Annotated in this window: 7 protein-coding genes; all 7 read right to left on the reverse strand. The window is 43.3% G+C overall.

All coding sequences use genetic code 11. The annotated features are described in order from the left end of the window. Positions 1–7: 7 nt before the first annotated feature. The 7 genes from IRQ95_RS19075 to IRQ95_RS19105 all read right to left on the reverse strand — a co-directional run bounded on the left by IRQ95_RS19075 (position 8) and on the right by IRQ95_RS19105 (position 19,858). Complete coding sequence (locus IRQ95_RS19075; RefSeq protein WP_194438896.1) at positions 8–1,234, reverse strand: CpaE/TadZ family protein; 1,227 nt, start codon at positions 1,232–1,234, stop codon at positions 8–10. Between the two features lie 19 nt (positions 1,235–1,253). Beyond that, positions 1,254–1,751 carry a hypothetical protein gene (locus IRQ95_RS19080; protein ID WP_194438898.1) on the reverse strand — a complete coding sequence of 166 codons (498 nt, stop codon included), beginning with the start codon at positions 1,749–1,751 and terminating at the stop codon, positions 1,254–1,256. Continuing rightward, entirely contained in the window at positions 1,748–3,076 is a 1,329-nt protein-coding gene (locus IRQ95_RS19085; RefSeq protein ID WP_194438899.1) for a type II and III secretion system protein family protein, read from the reverse strand. Before IRQ95_RS19085 ends, IRQ95_RS19080 begins: the two co-directional genes overlap by 4 nt. A gap of 19 nt (positions 3,077–3,095) precedes the next feature. Next, positions 3,096–3,890, reverse strand: a complete 795-nt coding sequence (cpaB, locus tag IRQ95_RS19090) for a Flp pilus assembly protein CpaB (protein ID WP_194438901.1) — start codon at positions 3,888–3,890, stop codon at positions 3,096–3,098. Positions 3,891–3,899: 9 nt separating this feature from the next. Further along, positions 3,900–4,328, reverse strand: coding sequence for a prepilin peptidase (locus IRQ95_RS19095; protein ID WP_228481503.1), 429 nt, complete (start codon positions 4,326–4,328; stop codon positions 3,900–3,902). 32 nt (positions 4,329–4,360) lie between these two features. After that, entirely contained in the window at positions 4,361–4,588 is a 228-nt protein-coding gene (locus tag IRQ95_RS19100) for a Flp family type IVb pilin (protein WP_194438905.1), read from the reverse strand. A 495-nt stretch (positions 4,589–5,083) separates the two neighbouring features. After that, positions 5,084–19,858, reverse strand: a complete 14,775-nt coding sequence (locus IRQ95_RS19105) for a retention module-containing protein (RefSeq protein ID WP_194438910.1) — start codon at positions 19,856–19,858, stop codon at positions 5,084–5,086. Positions 19,859–20,214: the final 356 nt, after the last annotated feature.

The raw sequence follows: 20,214 nt of genomic DNA on the forward strand, positions 1-20,214 counted from the left end.
CCTCTAATTAAAACGAAAACCACTTTTTCTTTACTGGTTTGTGATTGTAGGCACCACCCTCACCTAAAATAACCGCGGTAAGTTCTTTTAAAGAACTCGCTACAGACAGGCGAGATTCAGACAAATAGCCCCCGTTGACGATGTGCTTCAAAAGGCCGGGTTCAAACTGAATTTCCACGTCTACTGGACGCTCAAGGAAGTCAGTCACATCTTTGGTTGTAAGCACTGTCGCTTTTGAAGGCTGTACATGATTCAGCACCATAATCTTCCTTAAATCAGGAGCTTGAGCAGATAAGTTGTCCGAAACTTTCTTCAGTTGACGTAAGCTTGAAATAGCAGGAGTAAAAATCAGTACAACAGTGTCAGCTGTTTCTGTGAGGTATTGGTAGTCAACATTCGTCTGACCTCCTTTTGAGAGATCAGAAATAATAAAATTATTCTGTTCACTCAATAAGCTTTCCATCACTCGGGTATACTCTTTTAACTCAAGGCTAGAGTGACTATCCGAAGTTATGGATAGAATTGACAGCAAGTCATTAACTTTTTTGGTCATACTCGCAGCATAAGTGTCATCAAATTCAGAATCGACGGCTGCAATGCTCAATGTCCTTTTTTCAAAATCTTCAAGTTTTAAAATGATATCCAAGTTGCCTGAATAGTAATCATGATCAACCAATAGACATTTCGCATTTTGGTTACGTGACAAATTATTTGACAATTCTGCTGCAATTAATGATGTTCCAACACCGCCACTGCATCCCCAAACTGCGATGCTTTTCGCTGACCTCTTTTTACCTAAGCCACTTTCTTGCTCGCGATTTCGGTAGACATTTTTAATAAAGTCCACCACTTCTAATTTAGTCGCAGGCCAAAACAGATAGTAGAATCCCATGTCTTTTAAGTTGCGGATCGTTGAGATTGCATCTTCACCACCAATAACAATCACCGACGAATCGTTCGGCAACAAGTGGCTAATTCTCTGCATATCTGCCGTCACATCTGATGACTTACTCAGTTCTACTAAAGCCACCTCGACATCTTGCTGTCTCACGTGAGATTTGATGGTCTCATCGCTATTATTTGCAAATGTTGGAGTTGGGATCCCTTCAAAACAAAAGGCTTCTTCAATCAGATCACGACATTCCCGCGTTTGGGTAAAAGCCACACACGAAAAACGAACTGCCTCCCGCTTTTTCTGCTCAACTTTATTTAAAGAGTCCAAGATGTCTAACATACTGTAATTCCTGATGACATTAATCTGACGATGCGGGTAAAAGGGCATCTTCTGGGTAAACAATTGACTGCCAAAGATTACTATTTGAAGCGCAGCCTATTGGTTGATATCCAAATTTGCTCACTTCTTGTGGCTGACAAAATGGGGTCACGACTTTGTGCTTAGAGATTTGAATTTTGACATCAAAATTGTCCAAATCAGGGTTCGATTTGATTGTGATATTGTTTCTAACTGCACCATCGTCAACAAGCGTACTCTTCCATTGATTAGCAATTTGTTTACCAATTGAGGAGGAATAGAACATGCTCACTTTTTTATTCAGCAACTCAGTTTGATACTTACTATAAAACTTGTCCCATTCCCTACGCGTCTCTGCCTTATGTTTCTTGTCAACCACCAAAGCCATTTGATAGTTAATTGGGAATACTTCAACTTCAATACTACTATTTTCAGCACTGTGAGGAGCACAGCCCGAAAGTGCGACACCAAGCGATAGTAAAATTAGTACATTTCTCATTTCTTAAATCCCCCAGTTGCCAATATGTCATTAGCTCGCTTGTTGACTATGGAGTTCTGCTCATCGTCTAAGGCAAAAAGTCTTGATAAGTTTGAAGTTCGCTTCATTGATGGTAACTGAACAACATGAGGAGATACTGGCTCTACCAAATTCACTGTCGCGACAATGACCAGTTCAGTTTTGTTTCTCGACGTTTCCGTGTGTCTAAATAGCGCGCCTAAAATTGGAACATCACCGATCAGAGGAATTTTCCTCAATGTTTCAACATCTTCTGAATTAAGAAGGCCACCAAGGACAAAGCTTTGACCATTAGCAAGTTCAATCGTTGTTTTCGCTCGGCGAGTTTTCAAGGCTGGAAGGCTAAAGCGTTCGTCCGCATACTGGGTATCAAGTGAGCTGACTTCTGGCTGAAGCGACAGCTTAATCTTGTCGTCTCTCAATACTTTTGCTACCAAATCCAAGCGAATACCAAACTCTTTAAAAGTGACATTGGTACCACCATCGACAATCGTAACCACTGGAATCTCACCACCAACCAAAAAAGAAGCACTTTCACCGGAGATTACTGAAAGATTCGGTTCGGCAAGAACTTGACCAATCGAATCATCACCAAGTGCGGTAATGCCCGAGAGAATATCATCCGCACTAAAATCGAGAATCGGATTAACAAAAACGCCCGTTCCCGCATCCGTACCATATTGAATACCTAAGCTTTCCATAAAGCTTTGTGATACTTCAGCAATGGAAATTTTCACGTTAACCTGTTTGGTTGTTTTCACTTCCAATTGATTGACAATGCCTGAATACTCACGCTTAGTCATAAAATCAATCACTTCTGCTTCAGAATCTAACTTTTGCCAAGTGTATTTAGTCTTTTCAACATCTTTTGAAAGCATCTCACCGACCAGTTCATTAATGCCGTCTTTTTCAGCTTCACTCGACACATAACCGGTTAGAACAACTTGCTCACCCACATTGCTGATAGTGACCTCTGCATACGGATAATGAAGTTTCACTTGCTGAATGATCTCGGTGAAACTGCGATTAACGACCAACTGTTTATTGAACAGTGTCTCGGCTTCCTCATCAAAAAGCATTAACGACGCTGTGCCCATTTTTTTTCCGAACACCACAATTTTCCGGTTATCAATAACTTGATAATCCGCTATCGACGGATCAGAGATAAATACCGTATCGACATCAACTGAAGTGATAACTGGTTTAGCCTCACCTTCTTTTAGCATCATGAGTTCAGTGGCGAAAGAATTGAGCGATAGACATGAAATACCCACAACGCTCAAATATTTGAATGCAAAACGAAGCATATTACCCAACCTTTAATAATTAATTTATCGCAACCTTGCTGGCTCTCAACTCTTTGATTGCCTTAAAGTCTGGTAAGACGTCGCCGGCATCAGCATTGAGCTTCGATGCAGGGTAGTTACCAAGGGATTTATGAATTTCAATTTTCGAGATGTTTTCGGCAACTTTTAGTATTGCAACCTGCTGCCTATCTAGTTCTAGAATCAGGAAACTCTCTTCTTCTATCTTACTTTTTTTGACTGAATCCCCTCGTTTGAGGTTTGCTTTCAGTACTTTTATGTTGAGTAAGATTGGGCTAATTGAAACTTGCTCTCGCTTGGATTTAACAAGGTCTCGCTGAGAACCTTTTACACCCGCTAGAGCTAAAACATCAACATAAGATCCTGGATTGATCACACCGCCGACGATGGAAAGTGGTGATACTTCAATAGGATAAGGAATATGATTTTCTTCTAGGATAAGGTCAATATAGTCACTGTCATTAGGCTGTGAAATACTGTCTGAGTAGACACTATCATCTCGGCGCATTCTATTTCTGTAGACTGAGCCTTGTTCAAAACTTATCAAGCTGTCTTTATCAAAACCTTTATCATTTGCTTGCTTTTCCGTGAGTTTAAGTATTTTAAAATCACTCTTTTGAACGACTTGTCCCTTCTCTACGTTAGCTTTGGCAATGACGTAGATCTTGACAAATTTCTCCAAAACTTCTTTTTTCGCAACAGGTGCTTCGGACTCAGATTTCTGAGATAGAAATATACCGAATAGACCAACCGATATAGCAATCAAAGCTACAACTAATAATATCCTGGACTGCATTTCAATTCCTTATACTGATGCAATAGAAAAAAACAAGCCTGACATAGCTATTGGAACACCGTATGGCAAACCTCTTTTTTTTATCCCTTCAAAGCTTGTCAACAGCCCTACCATCAAATAGGCTACTGCCAAAAATCCACCTATAAAGATAAAGCCTAACAAATATAGTAATAAAAATTCTTCTGATATAAGCGGCATAAATACAATACTCAATTTAGCATCACCAGCCCCCCAAATTGACAGGATGCTCAATGTGATAAAAAACAAAGCCAAACTCAGTGATTTTACTGCCCATGCAATATTTATCTCAATTTGACTCAATAATAGAGAAATCGTAAAAACCACAATCACACTGACATTCGGTATGAGTCGATATCGGATGTCACTATAAGTGATAAATACAACTAGGCTGGTTAACAATAACCAACCTAGGTGCATCAAACTAGGCCAAACTAGTTGAGACAAAACGATTACGACGATTCACCAATTTCGTTTGCTTGCGCAATATTACTGGTAATATTCGAAATCGCATTTTCTAGTGCACCTTGTAGCCCACCGTTGTCATTAAGGAACACAGCTAGCACCAATGCAGATACTGCGACACCAACAATCGCATATTCAATCGCAGTTACACCTTTCTGATCATGAATAAAGTTATCTGCAGCAACCTTCGCTTTTACAATTAGATTATTTAACATTTTTAAACCCTGTCTTTTCCTTTAAAATTTATGAACCATAACAGTTCATCATTGCAGGGCAGATGATATTCATAGGGTATTTTAAGTCAAATTAGACAGTTAAATGCAGGCCATCAACTCCCAACTCCATATATGCTAAAAAGTCTTAGAAATTTAACACATATACTTATACCCAGATTATTTTTGCTCGATTAAAATCACACTAGCATGTAGATCTAATGTAAATCGCAATATTCAGATGAGAATTACTGGATAAGTCATAATTAAACTTTAAATCAGTTTAAGGGTGAGAATCACCATACATAAAACTTTGTTACATATTATTGCACAAATTTTTGTCTTATTTTTAAATCAAACTTTGCATTTATCATAAAATTGAGACTTGAAGTGTTATCTTTTACGCTATGTCTAAGAAGAGGTGTGCTGTATTCTTGGAAAAGGTAATTAGCCCATAATTACATGATGAAATTTATGGGCTAATTACATTAGACGCCATTATTCTTGGTTAATTAACCTGATAAACTCATGACTAATCAAATCATCCATTAGACTTGCACTGCCTCCATCGAGTGTATAGCCCGCTTGGTTTTCCAAAACAATGGTTTGCACTGTCTCTCCACCCTCTTGGTCGAGAATTTCGATATTAATCTTGTCACCATCTTTCTCAGCGGTTAAGCGGCTAAGAATATCTTCCATCGAGTCATCACTTTCGAATACCTCAGATAGATCGATCATGTCTTTCTCAGCCCCAACGGACTTATCCGCGTTGAAGTCGGTAATTTTATCTACTTGCGGATTAGCCAAATCAATATCTTCAGCTGTCCAGACAAAGATATCTTGCCCGCCACCACCGGTCAGAATATCACTGCCTAAGCCGCCTTGGACTATATCATCGCCATCACCTGCGAGGATTTGATCATCTCCCGCGCCACCTTCGAGAATATCAGCCCTGTCGCTGCCAATGATAATGTCGTCCCCAGCGTCGCCAGATAGAGTAATTCCATCGCTATCATCAAGATTAAATAGGTAATCGTTCCCTGCCGTACCCAAAATTGATTCGCTAGAATCAGCTGTGACGTTAATAGTGACCGGGTCCGACAATGCAGGATCTGCATCTCCATCAGTAGAGACCGCTCTGATTTCGATAGCCGTCTCTGACACGGTAATTCCAGCTGGCACCTCAATGGTAATATCCGTATCACCACCTTGCGGTACATCGGCTTGGAACAGACCATCACCATTGAGCGTTGCCGTAACGCCGCCCACTTTAATGGTGGTGCCAGCAGGTACATTATCAAACTGCACAGATAGCTTCTCATCTGCCACCGCTAGCGCTGGAATTAAGCCTAACAATGGTATCACTGCCAGTTGCGCATCATTGACAGCCACTAAGTAGCGATTGCGCTCAGCCTCTAATGTCGGTTTATCACTGATTGGATTCACTTTAACATCGACGGTGATCTGGTCGCTGGTTAATGCATCGTTAATGTCGATAGTACCGTCACCATTGACATCCCCGTTGTTGCCGTTATCAGTTACTTGCACTTGGATCTGCGAATCAACGTGGCTATTTTCATCGCCAATAAACAGCAGACCTCTATCGGTTGTAACCTCACTGCCACTGAGTAGTTTGTTTATCGCCTCAATCGTCCCGTCGAGCACTATATTGCCATCGCTATCACTGCCAATCGTAATGTTGTTGTCATTGGCATACTGAATCGACTCGGTACCAAACGACAAGTTGCCCGTAGTATGACTAATAGTAACGGTCATGTTTGCACCAGGATCATCAATCACATCCGCATCAGCAATTTGAATGCTGGTAATGGATAGCTGAACATCTTCATCAACAGAGTATGATGTTTGAGCAACTACGACTGGTTTATCGTTATCTGGTGTAATTTCCAAAGATACGATTTGCTCGGCAACAGGACCTATTGAACCATTGTCGTTAGAGCTCACTTTAAGGGTGATTTGCGGGTTATCACCACGCCAAGAATCACTATTGTAATCGGTACCCGTTAAGTCTAACTGGATGTTTTCTACCTGCTGCAAGTTGGTTTCTACAATCCAATTACCGGTATATACGCCATTATCCAGCTCTTGATAGGCAATATAATCACCGCTGGCTAGGTCTGCCCCTTTGGTATATTCGGGCAGTAAAATCGACACTCCATCCGGGATGTTTTCAACCTTGATGTAAACCGTTTCTGGACTATTTTCGCTATGAGCCCCTGCGCTTATCGAATCAGCTTTATCCAAAATACGAGCATCAATCTTAATATCCACTAGCCCGGTATCTGCCCCACTATGTTCCGCGCCGGTTGCTTGTTGATCAATTCGCGTATCAATTTCGTCGCCCTCTGGGGCAATATTAAGCGTGATGCGTCCTCCCTGCTGTTTCGGCTGTTTGTCTGCTTCTTCTTGGGTGTAAACCACGTAACCAATATTGGCACTGCCACTAAAGTTCTCGGCTGGCGTAATTTGAATATCGCTCAAATCGACCGTTTCACCGACCGATTGTGCAATTTTAATACTCCATACACCACTGCCATTATTGCTGACTGCAAAATCACTGGAAGTGGAAGAAACTAAGAAGTCTTGGGGTACATCCGTCAATTTAAACGATACAAACTCTTCTGAACCATCACTATCATCAAGGGTGAAATCAAGTACTGACAATGAAATTGGCGTATCTTCACTGCCATCAATCACCTTGTCGCCCAATGATTGCGTCGTGACACCATCCACTATCGATTTAACGTCGATATCAAATGTTTGTTTAAACGGTGCTGTAACCGAACCAACATTGTCGGTTTGATCAATGATGGTGCCATCGAGAGTAATCGTTACCTTGCCGGAAAAGTCTTTGCTCGGCGTGAACACCACTTCAGCAAGCACTTGCTCGACCGTGACCCCATTTGGTAATTGCGCCGCAGTGATACTAAGGGTGCCATCCTGTTTTTCCTCGACACCGCTATACACTGTACCAGCGGTGACAGCACCAACAGTTGAACTGATCTCTATAGCGGCAAACGATTCGACGCCTTGCGATAAGTCGGTGTCTTCATCTTTAAAGCTAAATCGGTTCAGATTGAGAGTTACTTGGCTATCTTCATAGGCAGTATTCGCTTTAATTGAGTTTGGTGCCTCTTCACCTGCGGTAAAGTCCGCAGCCTCAACAGTTTGCACCACCACACCATTATCTTTAGTTACCCCATCGACAACTGGCGTAATCTCAAAGTTGACTTGCTGAGTAACCACATTTTCATCGCCACTGTCCATGTCAGTAATCACGACTGAAATAGGGATAGTGAAATCACCAGCAAAATCTTCAATTAAAGTAATGGCGGCATTACCCAAAGCCCCCTCTTTTAGACTGCCGTCGTCGTTAACATCCTCGGCATCAATGGTGAAGGCATACTTGCCGTTAACGAAGTTTTCTTCACCTGTACCGGATGTGACTCGTTTAATCTCAGGGATATTGGACACATCAAACACGATGGTGATTTGATCGTTAGTTGAGCTGTCATCCAAATTCGCTAGCTCACTGAAGATAAGCTTCTCGCGCAAGGTATCATCCAATCGAACTTTAGTATCTTCTGTTCCCTTGATGGCTTGCGTGTTATCTATGCTGGCAGAAGCCGCCTCTCCGCCGACCGTTCCAGTTGGGTCAGGGTCAGCAAAGGTAATTTGGAACGACTGCGAATCTCTAACCGCGTAACTTACTTCGCTTTCATTGACACTATCTTCGCCATCTTCACCTCGATCTATTACCAAAGCGTGAACTTTAACCGTTACCGTTTCATCGACACCATTGGGGGCAAATACAATAAACGAATCTTCGTTGGTGACCGTCCAAGTGCCGTCGCCATTATTAATAGCGCCCTGCACATAAAGTTGATCAAGCACACTTTGGCTTGCACCAGCAAACTCAATAACAACCTGACTCACTCGCTCATCTTGATTGGTTTCAGGGTTTGGCGCACCAGTAGAGTCCGCGTCAAGGTCGATAAAGTTAACCGAATAATCAGCATTACTACCAACAAAGCTGCCTCCTTGCGCCTCTTTATTGATGGTAAAGCTCACTGAGCCCGCGGTATTGGTTTGAGTTGCCGCAATACCTACATCATCGTCATCAATAATATTCAGCTCGCCGTCATCTTCGACAACTGGCTGGATATCGACGTTAAGTTTACCGCTATAATCGACGGTTTTACTAAAGCCCGAATCAGAATCCACATCAACTTCTGTGACAGAAACCGTGCTATTTAGCACAAAGTCTGCACTCGAATCTTCAGGAGTGACCAATGCAGAAATTTCTACATTACCCGCTGTCAGTTCTGCACCATCAGCGGCGATAATCGTCACTTCATTTGTGGCATCAAAGCGGTACTTGCCTGCATCTAGATCTGTTGCAACACCATCAATCAAGACTTGCGCTATGGCACTGTTCGCCTCAATAGTAAGCGCAATGTCGCTAAGTTCAGCGTTACTCTCTGCCTCATTGCCGGAAATAACTAATTTGCTAACAAACTCATGATCACCGCCAGATTCGCGATCAGTGAGTTTGCCCGGATACCACTTAACGTTATTAACCTGATCTTCCAGTGGCGTGTAGTTATTATCGTTACTATTGACAATAAAGTTATCATTAAAGCCTGAAATAACTGGATTAACTTCAATAAAGATATCTTTTTCAGTAACCAACTCATTACCGTCATTTTCGGTGACAATAATTTTAGCTTTAAGTTGAATATCTTCGGTATTGTTCGTTTTCGGCGTGATCTTAATATCAGCTTGACCGATATCCGCCTCATATTGCGCTTGACCGTTTTTCATTCCTGTGTAGGTCAGGCTGATTTCATTGCCATCGGTGTCTTCTATTTTGTAGTCAGCTAGATTGCCACTCTCCGCATACAGCACGACCGTGACCGTTTCTGAACCATCAGGACCAGATTTGTCGTAGCCAGTCTCACCACTAAACACGGAGAAGTCGAGCATGATGGAACTGTTTTCGTCAATCGGTGTGGTGGTTTTAATACCGCTGATCGCCCCTTGATTGTCAGTAACAACTTGCCACACATCGTTGCTGTCAGCAGCCATCATTGGCGCATCGGCAATACCTTTAATATCAACCGCGATGGTTTGATCATCGCCCATGGATTGACTGTCATATGCCACGTCACCATCTGCGTAAGTTGCAGTGTCGACCACTTTAACTTCAACCTTAAAATCAAAGTCAGCATTGCTGTCTTTAGGAGGAATGATGGCAGTTGTGCCTGATTCAATCAGTGCATACTCGACAATAAGATCAACCTCATCCGCGACGCTCTCCCCTGCGGGATCATCCAACATGATGAGAGTGGCAGTTGCGTAATCATCAGGGTCAACTATCAAATGCGCCTCACCATCAAGAATAACGGCATTGTCACCATCAGCATTAAACTGGGTAATAATGGTGCCATTAGGTAAATCTTTGATGTAAACAAAACGATTTTCTGAGCCATCACTATCTTTTAGATCATTCACTTGGATATGGTCTTTAAGCTTAAACTCCGTATCTTCATTTACGCGCACACGCTCAACTTGGTAAGTAATGTCATCAACAATTGGCGCGACATCGACTGTCAGCGTGGTTTCGCTAGAGTTGGTGCTGTCAGTAAACGGTTCATGGGAAGTGGCTTTAACATCCACCAGCACTGAACCACTGAAATCACCTTTTGCTGCTAAATATACGTTATCGATTCCTGCGCTGGTAAAGTGATAGACGCCATTTATATCCGGGGTTATCTCATCGCCGTTCGATTTAACCAGCTTATGATCCGCCACGATATTCACATCACTAAACTTAAGCTCATAAGTGATGGTTTCTGCACTTGCGTCAGACTGGTCAACTGTCTCAAAGGCAAAATCGAGTTTAATTAGTGAATCTTCATCACCGTCCGCCTCAGGCTCAAACGAAGCGGCCATAGTCGGTTTATCGGCAATACCGTCCACCACAATGTCAATTTTGCCATTGCGTGTTTCTACTGGGTGCCCTTCTCGTTCAACCTTAACTTGGGCATTGACTTCAAAGCCATTTGAGTCAGTTGAATAGTGGTCGTCTGGTCGGTAGAAAATGTTATCAATCGAAAGAACATCGGTTCCCGAAACATCGAGTTTATCTTTCGATAATCTTCCACTGACTTCCATTTCATTACCACTATTTGGGTCAATGTAGAAGAAACTGCCTCCCGGAGGATTGCCGAGCAGCAGCGATTGAATCTCTTCGCCATCGGCATCATGCAAATCAATTTCAATTGTCACTGCTATATCGGTATCTTCATCACCACGAACAGGGTCAATAATAAGCTTCGCCGCTTTGTCCTTAATGGTTAGGTTTAAGTTTGAGCTGTCTCTATCACCATCGTTATCAATCGCCGTCATCGTAAATGTGGTGCTAAGCGGACCATCAAGGTGATCGACGCTATCTGCCGCGCTGAATTTAACTCGAACATTACTGCCCTTGGTGATCAGCGTTAACGTACCGACTTCCGCCCATTGGTCATTGGAGTTTTTCGCTAATACCGCAATACCATTGCCAGTGCCGAGTGTGTCCAAATCAAACTTACTGCTTGGGCTGTCGATATCACCGAAAGCAAAGTTACCTTGCTGAGCAACCGGGACTTCGATCTCTAGGTTGTCTAAGCGGTCGCCCTGCTTATAATTTACAACGGTATAACCGTTATTCGAGGTTGAGCTCCCTTCAACTAAGTTGATGGTGACATTTTTGGCATCTGAGAAGTAGTCTTTGATCTCGACATTAAGATCTTGTGCTGGGCTGCTATCACCATCAAAGTCAGATGCAATGACAGGCAGCGTTAAAAATAGCGAATCGGTACCTGCATCTGGATGATCTATTCCACGCACTAATTTGAAATCTACCTTGCCAAGATCATCTGAGGTGTAATCAGAATCAATCTTCACTTCAAACACCGTTAGCTTCTTGTTGCCATTTTCAATAAAGCCACGGTATCCGCCACTGATCTCCTCATATTGCACTAACTTGTTGCCCGACGTTAACGGGCTGACTGGGTTACCATCTTTATCCGCCACGCTAATCGCAGTGGTATCTATCTCAAATTTTTCAATATTGTCTGAGCTTGGTTCAAGCGTCATCGTCGCTGAACCAAATTCGCCTCGGTTATTGTGACCAATCCCATACTCGTTGACTTTAATCGAACCAATGTTTTCGATACGCGGATCCATGCCATCAGTTAGAGTCAGCTCAAACGAGTCTGAGGCACTGTCGCCATCGGTATCTGTCACTGTCGCGTTAAGCGTCAGCACAATATCGTTGCTTAACGGGTTATCCAGTGGCTGATATTGCTCAACCGTTACATCACCATTCGCCTTGTTCACCGCGATGTTGAGCACCTCGGTTGTCGTGCCTTTAATAAACAGCGAGTAAGAGCTATCTTGGCTTTGTACCACCAACTCTTGACCACTACTGGTTAAATCCGCAAGTTGATAAACACTGCTATCCGCTAAATCAAATATCACGGTATCAACAGCATCAGTGCCGCTATCAATATCCAACATTTGTGTGAAGGAATCATTAGCTGGCGTGTTGGCAGCCATATCGACCGTTTCGGTCAAACTTGCATCGTTATTTGCGATAATAGTAGGGGTAGTGCCATCACTAATGTTGATGGTTATTTGCGCCGTTTTCGGCGTATCATCGGTTGAGCGGCTGGTAACCGTCACTTGCAACTGGCTAATATTATCTTCTGGTTGGTCTATGGCTCTAAACTGAGTCACATCATAAGTACCCGCCGCTTTAAAATTGGCATCGCCAAAGACACCCACATCCTCTGGGTAGTAGGTTAACTCCAGCACTTTCTCGCCGGTGACTTTATCCGTTAAGGTGACCGTAGTATCCGCTTCTGTCACTTCAATATCGTTGCCGTTGCTGCTCCAACCTTTAAATTGATTCGCTTCGGTACCGTGTACTTCATCGTAATTCTTAAGCGCTATCGTGGTTTGTGCGCCATCAGAACCAGGCTTTAATTGAGTATCACCACTGACGCTTGAACTGGTGAAGCTACCATCGCCATCTAATGTTTCAGTTAGCGCTTCAGTACTGTCTTGAATAGTGCTCTCTACGCCATCTTTGAGGTTCACTTTAATTGGAGCTACCGTATCGTCACCATCTTTATCCGTCGCTACAATTGCCAAATTAAGTATGTCGATATTGGTCGTGTCATCGTTAGCATTATCAATAGGTAAGTACTGCTTGACTGTGTAGCCACCACCGACGCCACTATCTAGCACAAAGGTGATCACATCTTGTCCCTGGGCACCATCTTCTAGATACACGCGTAGCGTATCATCGCTCACGCTGTACTTAGTCTGTTTGCCTTGGGTCGTAATACCATCCAACAAAGTTCGCAATGCCGCATCATCTTGCCATTTAACCGAGTCAATACCATCAACGCCAGCGACAAAACTCACGCTATCATGTTGACTGATCGCATTCCCTTCTGTTCCATCAAGCGTTAATGTCTCATTAAGTTGCACTGACGATGTACTGTTACCCACAGTGATATCTTGACCATCTGTAACCGTCAGCTTGATTTCTGCCGCGGTTGGATCGCCATCAGTATCTGTTGCGACTAGTGGCAGCAGTATGACGGCAGCATCTATCGGTAACTGAGCTTGGTCAAACGGTTTATATTGAGTGATGCTGTACTCGCCGTTGGCATTACCTTGCGCATCTTTGCTCAGCGTCGCTTGCAAAATATAGTCAGCAACATTAAGTGGCTGGTTTTGGTTGGTAGAGACGACAATACTATCGCCACCATTGATAATATGGACAAAAGTCTCAGCTTCATCGACGGTGATATTATTCAGTACCGAACCACTGTCGCTGTCGGCGACAAATTTGAGACTTGCCAGATGGTCACTGCCACTGGTTAAGCCAACGTTAAGTATTTCACCCTCACTATCGGTAGTAATGGTCTTAATTGCGTTAACTTCAGTCCATGCAACATCAAGTTCTCCTGCAAAACCAATATCCTTACCGTCTTTGATTTTCAAGGTCACATCAACGGAATCGACATCGTTGTCACCATCTTTGGTGTGTACTTCTAGCTTGGCAGTGAGAACATCCAGTGATGAAGTCGCATCAGTGTGCAAAATATCGGAGTTTGGCTTAAATGAGATATCGCCATCTCGAGTGATGTACACAGTGCCGATACCGTTGTCATCCGCACCTTTGGCGTCAAGTGCAATCGCATACACACCCTGACCATCTGGCGTGTAGTCATCCAAGTCATAACTCTTATTGTCGTAAACGATATGAGTCACTTGATCGCCGTCTTTACTCACATCAGCAAAGATGTTTTTCACCTCGGTTGTGCTGCCCTGAGTGCCTAGTGTGGGTTCAGTGATATCATCGAATAGAATCGATGCTTTAAGAGTAGAAACATCATCAATCAGATTGACAGTAACATAGGCTTGCTGAGCCCCTGTCTGGCTGGTGTCGCCATCAAAATCTGTCGCCACAACTGGCAGTTTGAGTACCAGCGCATCAGTGCCAGCATTTGGATGGTCGACCTCTTTAAGTAAGGTGAACGTCACTTTGCCGAAATCATTACTGGTATAGTCAGAATTAACTGTGGCTTCAAACACCGTTTCCTTGCTATCACCGCTACCAAAAAAACCAATTAAACCGTTACTGGTCTGCTCAAACTGCACAGCTTGTTTATCAGCGGTTAGAGTGACTGGCGCATCATTTTGATCGGTAATGATGATACCCGTCGGTTTAATTTCGATGGTTTTGATATTATCTGAGCTTGCCTCAAACTCGACGCTAACTGAGTTTGATTCGGTGTGGTCATCGCTTTCACCCAGCCCTTTCTCATAGACCTCTACGCTCGAATCTGGTTTTATTTGTGGGTCTTGTCCATCCACTAAGGTGAGATTAAAGCTATTGCTTGCAGAGTCGCCATCGGTATCTTTAGCGGTCGCGACGATCTTCAATTCAATATGATTATCTGACGGATTATCCAGTGGGCGATACTGTTCAACGGTGACATCACCGCTTTGTTTATCCAACGTAATGTTGAGTACTTCCGTTGTGCTCCCCTTAATAAACAGTGAATAAGATCCATCTTCACTTTTCACTTCAAGCTCACGCCCTTCACTGGTGAGGTCGTCCAGTTTCAATGGACTATTATCGGCTAGAGTAAACAACACAGTATCGATATCATCCGTGCCACTGTGAATATCCAGCAACTGCGTGAAAGTCTTCTTAGCTGGCGTCGCCACATCCATGTCGGTGGTTTCAGTTAGGCTTGCACTGCCATTGATGTCAATCGATGGTGTCACACCATCTTTAATATTGACGGTAATTTGCTTAGTGATCGGATTATCATCTGTGGAGGTTGCTGTTACGTCGACCAACATCGTACTCACGTTGCTGTTTGGTTGATCTATCGCAGCATACTGAATCACATCATAACTACCCGCGACTTTATTGCCGACCGCTTCTGGGTAATAAATTAGCTCCAATACCTTGTTATTGTCTTCGTCGAGCAAGGTAATGGTGTCGTCGGTTGCCACCAGCTTGAGCGGATTACCATTGCTAGTCCATTTTGAGACATCATCTTGATTGTTGAGCGAGATACTCGACTCCGCGCCATCAGGACCTGGATTCAGTTTGACGTCGCCACTAACAGACTTAGTAGCAAACTCCCCATCACCATCGACACTCTCTTCAAGTGTCACTTGGTCATTTTTCAGTGATGTGTCTACCCCGTCTTTGATATTCACCGTTAAAGTTTTGCTGATGTTCGCGTCGTCAGTTGATGAAGCAGTGACGTCAAACACTAAGCTACTAGTGCTGCCTTGTTGATCAATTGGCAGTGACTGCTCAACCTTATAATTACCTTCATCATCAAGCACGACTTTCAAGACTTGCGCAGTTGGGTCATCTTTGTAGACCACGCTGTAAGTATTGCTATCAAGATCTTCTACTACCGCAAGAGCCTTACCTTGGCTAGTCCAATTCGCATTGATATCGTTGATTTGAGCTTGGCTAAGCGTTAAGGCGACTGCCGAAACTCCGTCAACACCCGGCTTGAGATTGACATCACCGCTCACTTCACCTTTGATGAATTGGTTATCGCCATCATCTTTTTCTGTCAAGGTCACCGTACGGTTTTTCAGCGATGTCTCCGCCCCATCTTTAATGGTGATAGCAATCGTCGCAGAAGATTTTTCATCATCGGTAGAGAAAGCATCAACAGTTAAGTTAATCACGCTCTGCTCAGCGCCGATTTGATCGATAGGTAAGAACTGCTCGACTGAATAGTCACCCGTTTCGTCGTCAAAGTTAAACTCAATGACAGTCTGATTCAGATCGTCTGCATAAACAAGCTTGAAGTCATTACCATTTTCGAGCAGTTCAAGAGGTTTACCTTGGCTAGTCCAACTGGATAAAGCGTCGCTATCATCAATGCTAACTTCAACTTCACTGACACCATCAACACCCGCTTTGATGTTGACGCTACCCGTTTTAAAACCGTAAGAGACATCAGGATCGATACCCGTTTGCTTCTCAGTATATTGAATTGTACTATTACTTAGACGGGTTTCCACCCCATCCTTAATCGTGACATCAATGCTCGCTTGTACATTGGCATCATCAGTTGATGTAGCAGTCACGGTGAACTCTAGTTTGCTGAGATTACTCACATCTTGATCAATAGGCTTATGTTGAATAACTTGGTAATTGCCCGTCGTACTATCAAAGATGAACTCCAGCACTTTGTTATCCGGATCGCTTTCATACACCAGCGTGTAATCGTTACCTGACTTAACAATGTCCAAAGCTTGATCTTGGCTCGTCCAATCCATGACTTCAGCTTCGTTATCTAGCGTTACTGATACTTCAGAAACGCCATCAGAACCTGCTTTCAACTGAACGCTGCCATTCTTGGCATTACCAAACTTATGTTCCTTCTCGGTATAGCTAAGCGCACTATCTGATAACTTGGTATTGGCACCATCTTTTAAGATCACGTCGATGTCGGCAACCACTGAATCGCCATCAGCATCGGTGGCTACAATCGAGAACTCAAAGATGTCTTTGTTGTCACTCATGTCGTTGTCGATTGGCAAATATTGCGTCACGGTGTAATCACCGCTTTTATCCCCTTGTAATTCAAAGGCAATCACGTCTTGCTGATTGCCATGCTCATCTTGAGTAAATACACGGATCAATCCATCGGTGATCTGATATTGCGTATCCTGTCCTTGTGTGGTGAGCGCTGCCAGTGCCGCTTCCATTTCCGCCGAAACTTGCCATACAACGGTGTCGATTTCGTCAGAGCCCTGTTTTAACTCTACCGAAGCATAGCGAGTGATCGCATTCTCTTCGCTACCATCGAGTCGTTTGGTTTCGCGAAGTTTGACAAAACAATTTGGATTACAAACCGTTATGTCTGCGCCATCATTAACGGTGACATCAATTGTGTCGCGAGTTATATCTCCGTCACTATCTTCTGCTGCGAATGGAAACTCTATCGTTAACACATCATCCACTTGATCAAACGCTTGATGTTGTATGACGGTATATTCACCACTTCGAATGCCTTGCGCATCTTCACTCAACGTGGCTTGCAGTACATAACCAGTTTGGTCATTGGGATCATTAGTAAGTGAGACGACAATACTCTGACCATCATCAATAATATGTACATAAGTCTGCGCTTCATCGACCGTAATAGAATTTAGTACCGAGTCGCTATTTTCATCACTAACAAAATCCAAACTGACGATGTTGTCGCTACCAACTTGCACACCAATATCAAGCGGGTGTCCGTCATTATCTAGGGTGAAAGTCTGAGGGTTTTGCGTTTCCGTAAAGCTCAACTCAAGCTCACCGACAAAACTGATGTTGTCACCATCTTTAATCTTGAGGGTTACATCAACCGAATCAACGTCATCATCACCGTCTTTGGTAAACACTTCGAGGTTAGCGGTGAGAATGTCATTAATTGAGGTGTCATCGGTATGCAGAATATCTGAGTTAGGTTGAAACGAAATATCGCCATCTCGAGTAATGTAAACAGTCCCTATTCCGGTATCATCATCACCGACAGGATTAAGTGCAACTGCATACACACCTTGAGCATTTGGTGTGTAGTCATCGAGATTATAATTCTGGTTGCTATAGACAAAATGAGTCACCTGGTCGCCATCTTGACTCACATCACTGAAGATATTTTGTGTAGCCGTGACGATACCATCAACACCAATGGTAGGCTCAACAACTTGGTCAAACAGTATCGACTCCTTAAGTGTCGACACGTCATCCACCACCGCAATAGTTAGCGTTGTTGCTTGGGCACCATCAAGTGCGCTATCTGAGTCTGATTTATCTTCATCGCTATCAACGGCATAGATAGGAAAATCGAGATGGTATAGATTATTGTCGGCACTGCTAGGGTCATTTGGACCACTGTGATCTAATGGTTTTAGCAATTCAAATGTGTAACTACCATCCGGTTGTAGGGTGATGGTAAAGACAGTGCCACCATCTTCATCTTTACCTGCGTATGAATGGATAAACGAGCCGTCATCTTGTGTCGTGTCGACCAAGGTAATATCGAGCTCACCACTTTGAAGCAACCCTTGGTACTGGCTATTAAACGCCTCAACATCGATTTCAAAATGTTGCACCGCGTCGCTACCTTGATAACCTAGCATGCCTTGAGACAACACGGGGTTACCGCTATCCAACTGGCTTTCTAAAACGGGTTCGATTGAATTAGGCAATTCAACCGTCGGTGCAGCACCATCTACCACTTGATAGTTAATCACATTAGTGACAACGTCACCATCATAATCGATCGATGTCACTGGAATGGCGAAATTGAGCGTATCTTGATCATTGTTTTGCTCTAACGGCAGGTTCTGAGTAATCGCATAAGTGCCATCCTCTGACAAAACAATGGCTAATATGACCGCATCTGGTGCATCTTTAATCGTTAAGGTCAGCGTTTTACCATCTTCGGAAAGCGTCGCTTCTGTCTCCTGATTGTCTGACAAGACACCATCGAATTGATCAATAGCATTGGCATCAAATCGAACTACTTCCAACTCATCGGCACCAAGCTCAAACACAGTGCCCGATGTCTGATAAGGGTTGTCTTCACTTAACGTTACCGCTTCGGTATAGCTTTCATCCACCTCTACCGCTAATTGCTCATCACCATCTTCTACCGACACCGTAATGGATAGCGGCTGCTTAAGAGGATTGCCATTGGTATCTGCGCCAGTTAAGGTCAAACTGACTTGCAATAAATTATCACTAAATTGGACTAAACCTTGACTACCGTTTTCAATCTCATGGTCAATCGGTTTCTCTAATGTGGTTGTCAGGCGCAATAGAATATCTTTGCCACTTTGCAGGGCATCAATATCTATGGTCAGTACCTTTTCATCGCCTTGGGAGCCAATAATGGCGTTGGTCGTTGAATCATAGATGAACTCAACGGCTTTGCCCGATGACGTGATCTCTGAATTTAGCTCGTTGAGTAACGCGCTTAGACTACTGGTTACTGGAACAAAAGAGCTTGGGTCTAGGCTGAGAGTACCAGCCGTTACTGTCGCTTGCGTGATCGTCTGCTGAGGATAAGTCCCATCCGACAAATTGCCTTCTGTTACCGTGGTATTAATGATCAAACCACCTTTGGCAGCAACGACATCATTACCATCTTCATACTCAAACTGCTCGCGCTGATTATTGAGACCCGCTGTTTCGAACTTAGTTGCCGCGATAGTTTGTGCTAAATTGAGTGGTACGGTAGCCGAAGTTCCAATTGCAGAACCGTCCGGCGACTCACCCGCCTCGGTTGATTCAAGTATCTCCGTTGGGTCTTCCCCGGCTAAAATTGCTTCTTGAATTGCATTTACATCAAGCACTTCATCAGTAGGTTCATCAATGGTGACTAATTCACCATTAATATTAGCAACCGTTAATTGTGGTTGTTGGTTAGATGCGATATTGATACAACCAACACAGTTTTCATCGACCAAAAATAGCTCATTATTAATCGCTACCACTAGCTCACTACCCGCTGGTGTGAACAACAAATCGTTAGGCTTTAGCTCAAATCCTTTGCTTGCTCCAACCGCCGCTTCTCCCGGTCGTACAACAATCGGAGTTCCCACCACATCTTGAATTGTTCCCGGTACTGAAACAGTTTGCTCGTTCATAATAACCATCCCTAAGCTAACTTTGGTTTAATTTTTTTACCTACATTTCTGCTAATAAGCATAGGAAAGATGTGAACTTATTGCCTAAAAGTTATTGCATATCTAGATTTTGATAATTAACTCAATTAATCGATAAAACAGAAAGATAGGCAAATCGGGTTTAGAGCCTATCTCTAAACTATTCGAGTAGAACTTAGGAAACTCGACATTGCCCTCATAAATCGGTGAACCCACTTTTTGTCGAGATGATTTATATCTTGCTCGACGTGTATTAATTCCACTTACTAGAACAAACCAATGGTTATACTCATTTCTGCTTTACAGATCTGCGCGAAACCTTCGCTGGCTGACTAAAC

Source organism: Vibrio fluminensis (genome assembly GCF_015278125.1).
Classification (GTDB): domain Bacteria; phylum Pseudomonadota; class Gammaproteobacteria; order Enterobacterales; family Vibrionaceae; genus Vibrio; species Vibrio fluminensis.

Bases quoted from the DNA above. Each gene is read 5' to 3' on its own strand.
- IRQ95_RS19075 (WP_194438896.1), bottom strand. From the start codon at position 1,234: ATGTTAGACATCTTGGACTCTTTAAATAAAGTTGAGCAGAAAAAGCGG.
- IRQ95_RS19080 (WP_194438898.1), bottom strand. From the start codon at position 1,751: ATGAGAAATGTACTAATTTTACTATCGCTTGGTGTCGCACTTTCGGGC.
- IRQ95_RS19085 (WP_194438899.1), bottom strand. From the start codon at position 3,076: ATGCTTCGTTTTGCATTCAAATATTTGAGCGTTGTGGGTATTTCATGT.
- cpaB (WP_194438901.1), bottom strand. From the start codon at position 3,890: ATGCAGTCCAGGATATTATTAGTTGTAGCTTTGATTGCTATATCGGTT.
- IRQ95_RS19095 (WP_228481503.1), bottom strand. From the start codon at position 4,328: ATGCACCTAGGTTGGTTATTGTTAACCAGCCTAGTTGTATTTATCACT.
- IRQ95_RS19100 (WP_194438905.1), bottom strand. From the start codon at position 4,588: ATGTTAAATAATCTAATTGTAAAAGCGAAGGTTGCTGCAGATAACTTT.
- IRQ95_RS19105 (WP_194438910.1), bottom strand. From the start codon at position 19,858: ATGAACGAGCAAACTGTTTCAGTACCGGGAACAATTCAAGATGTGGTG.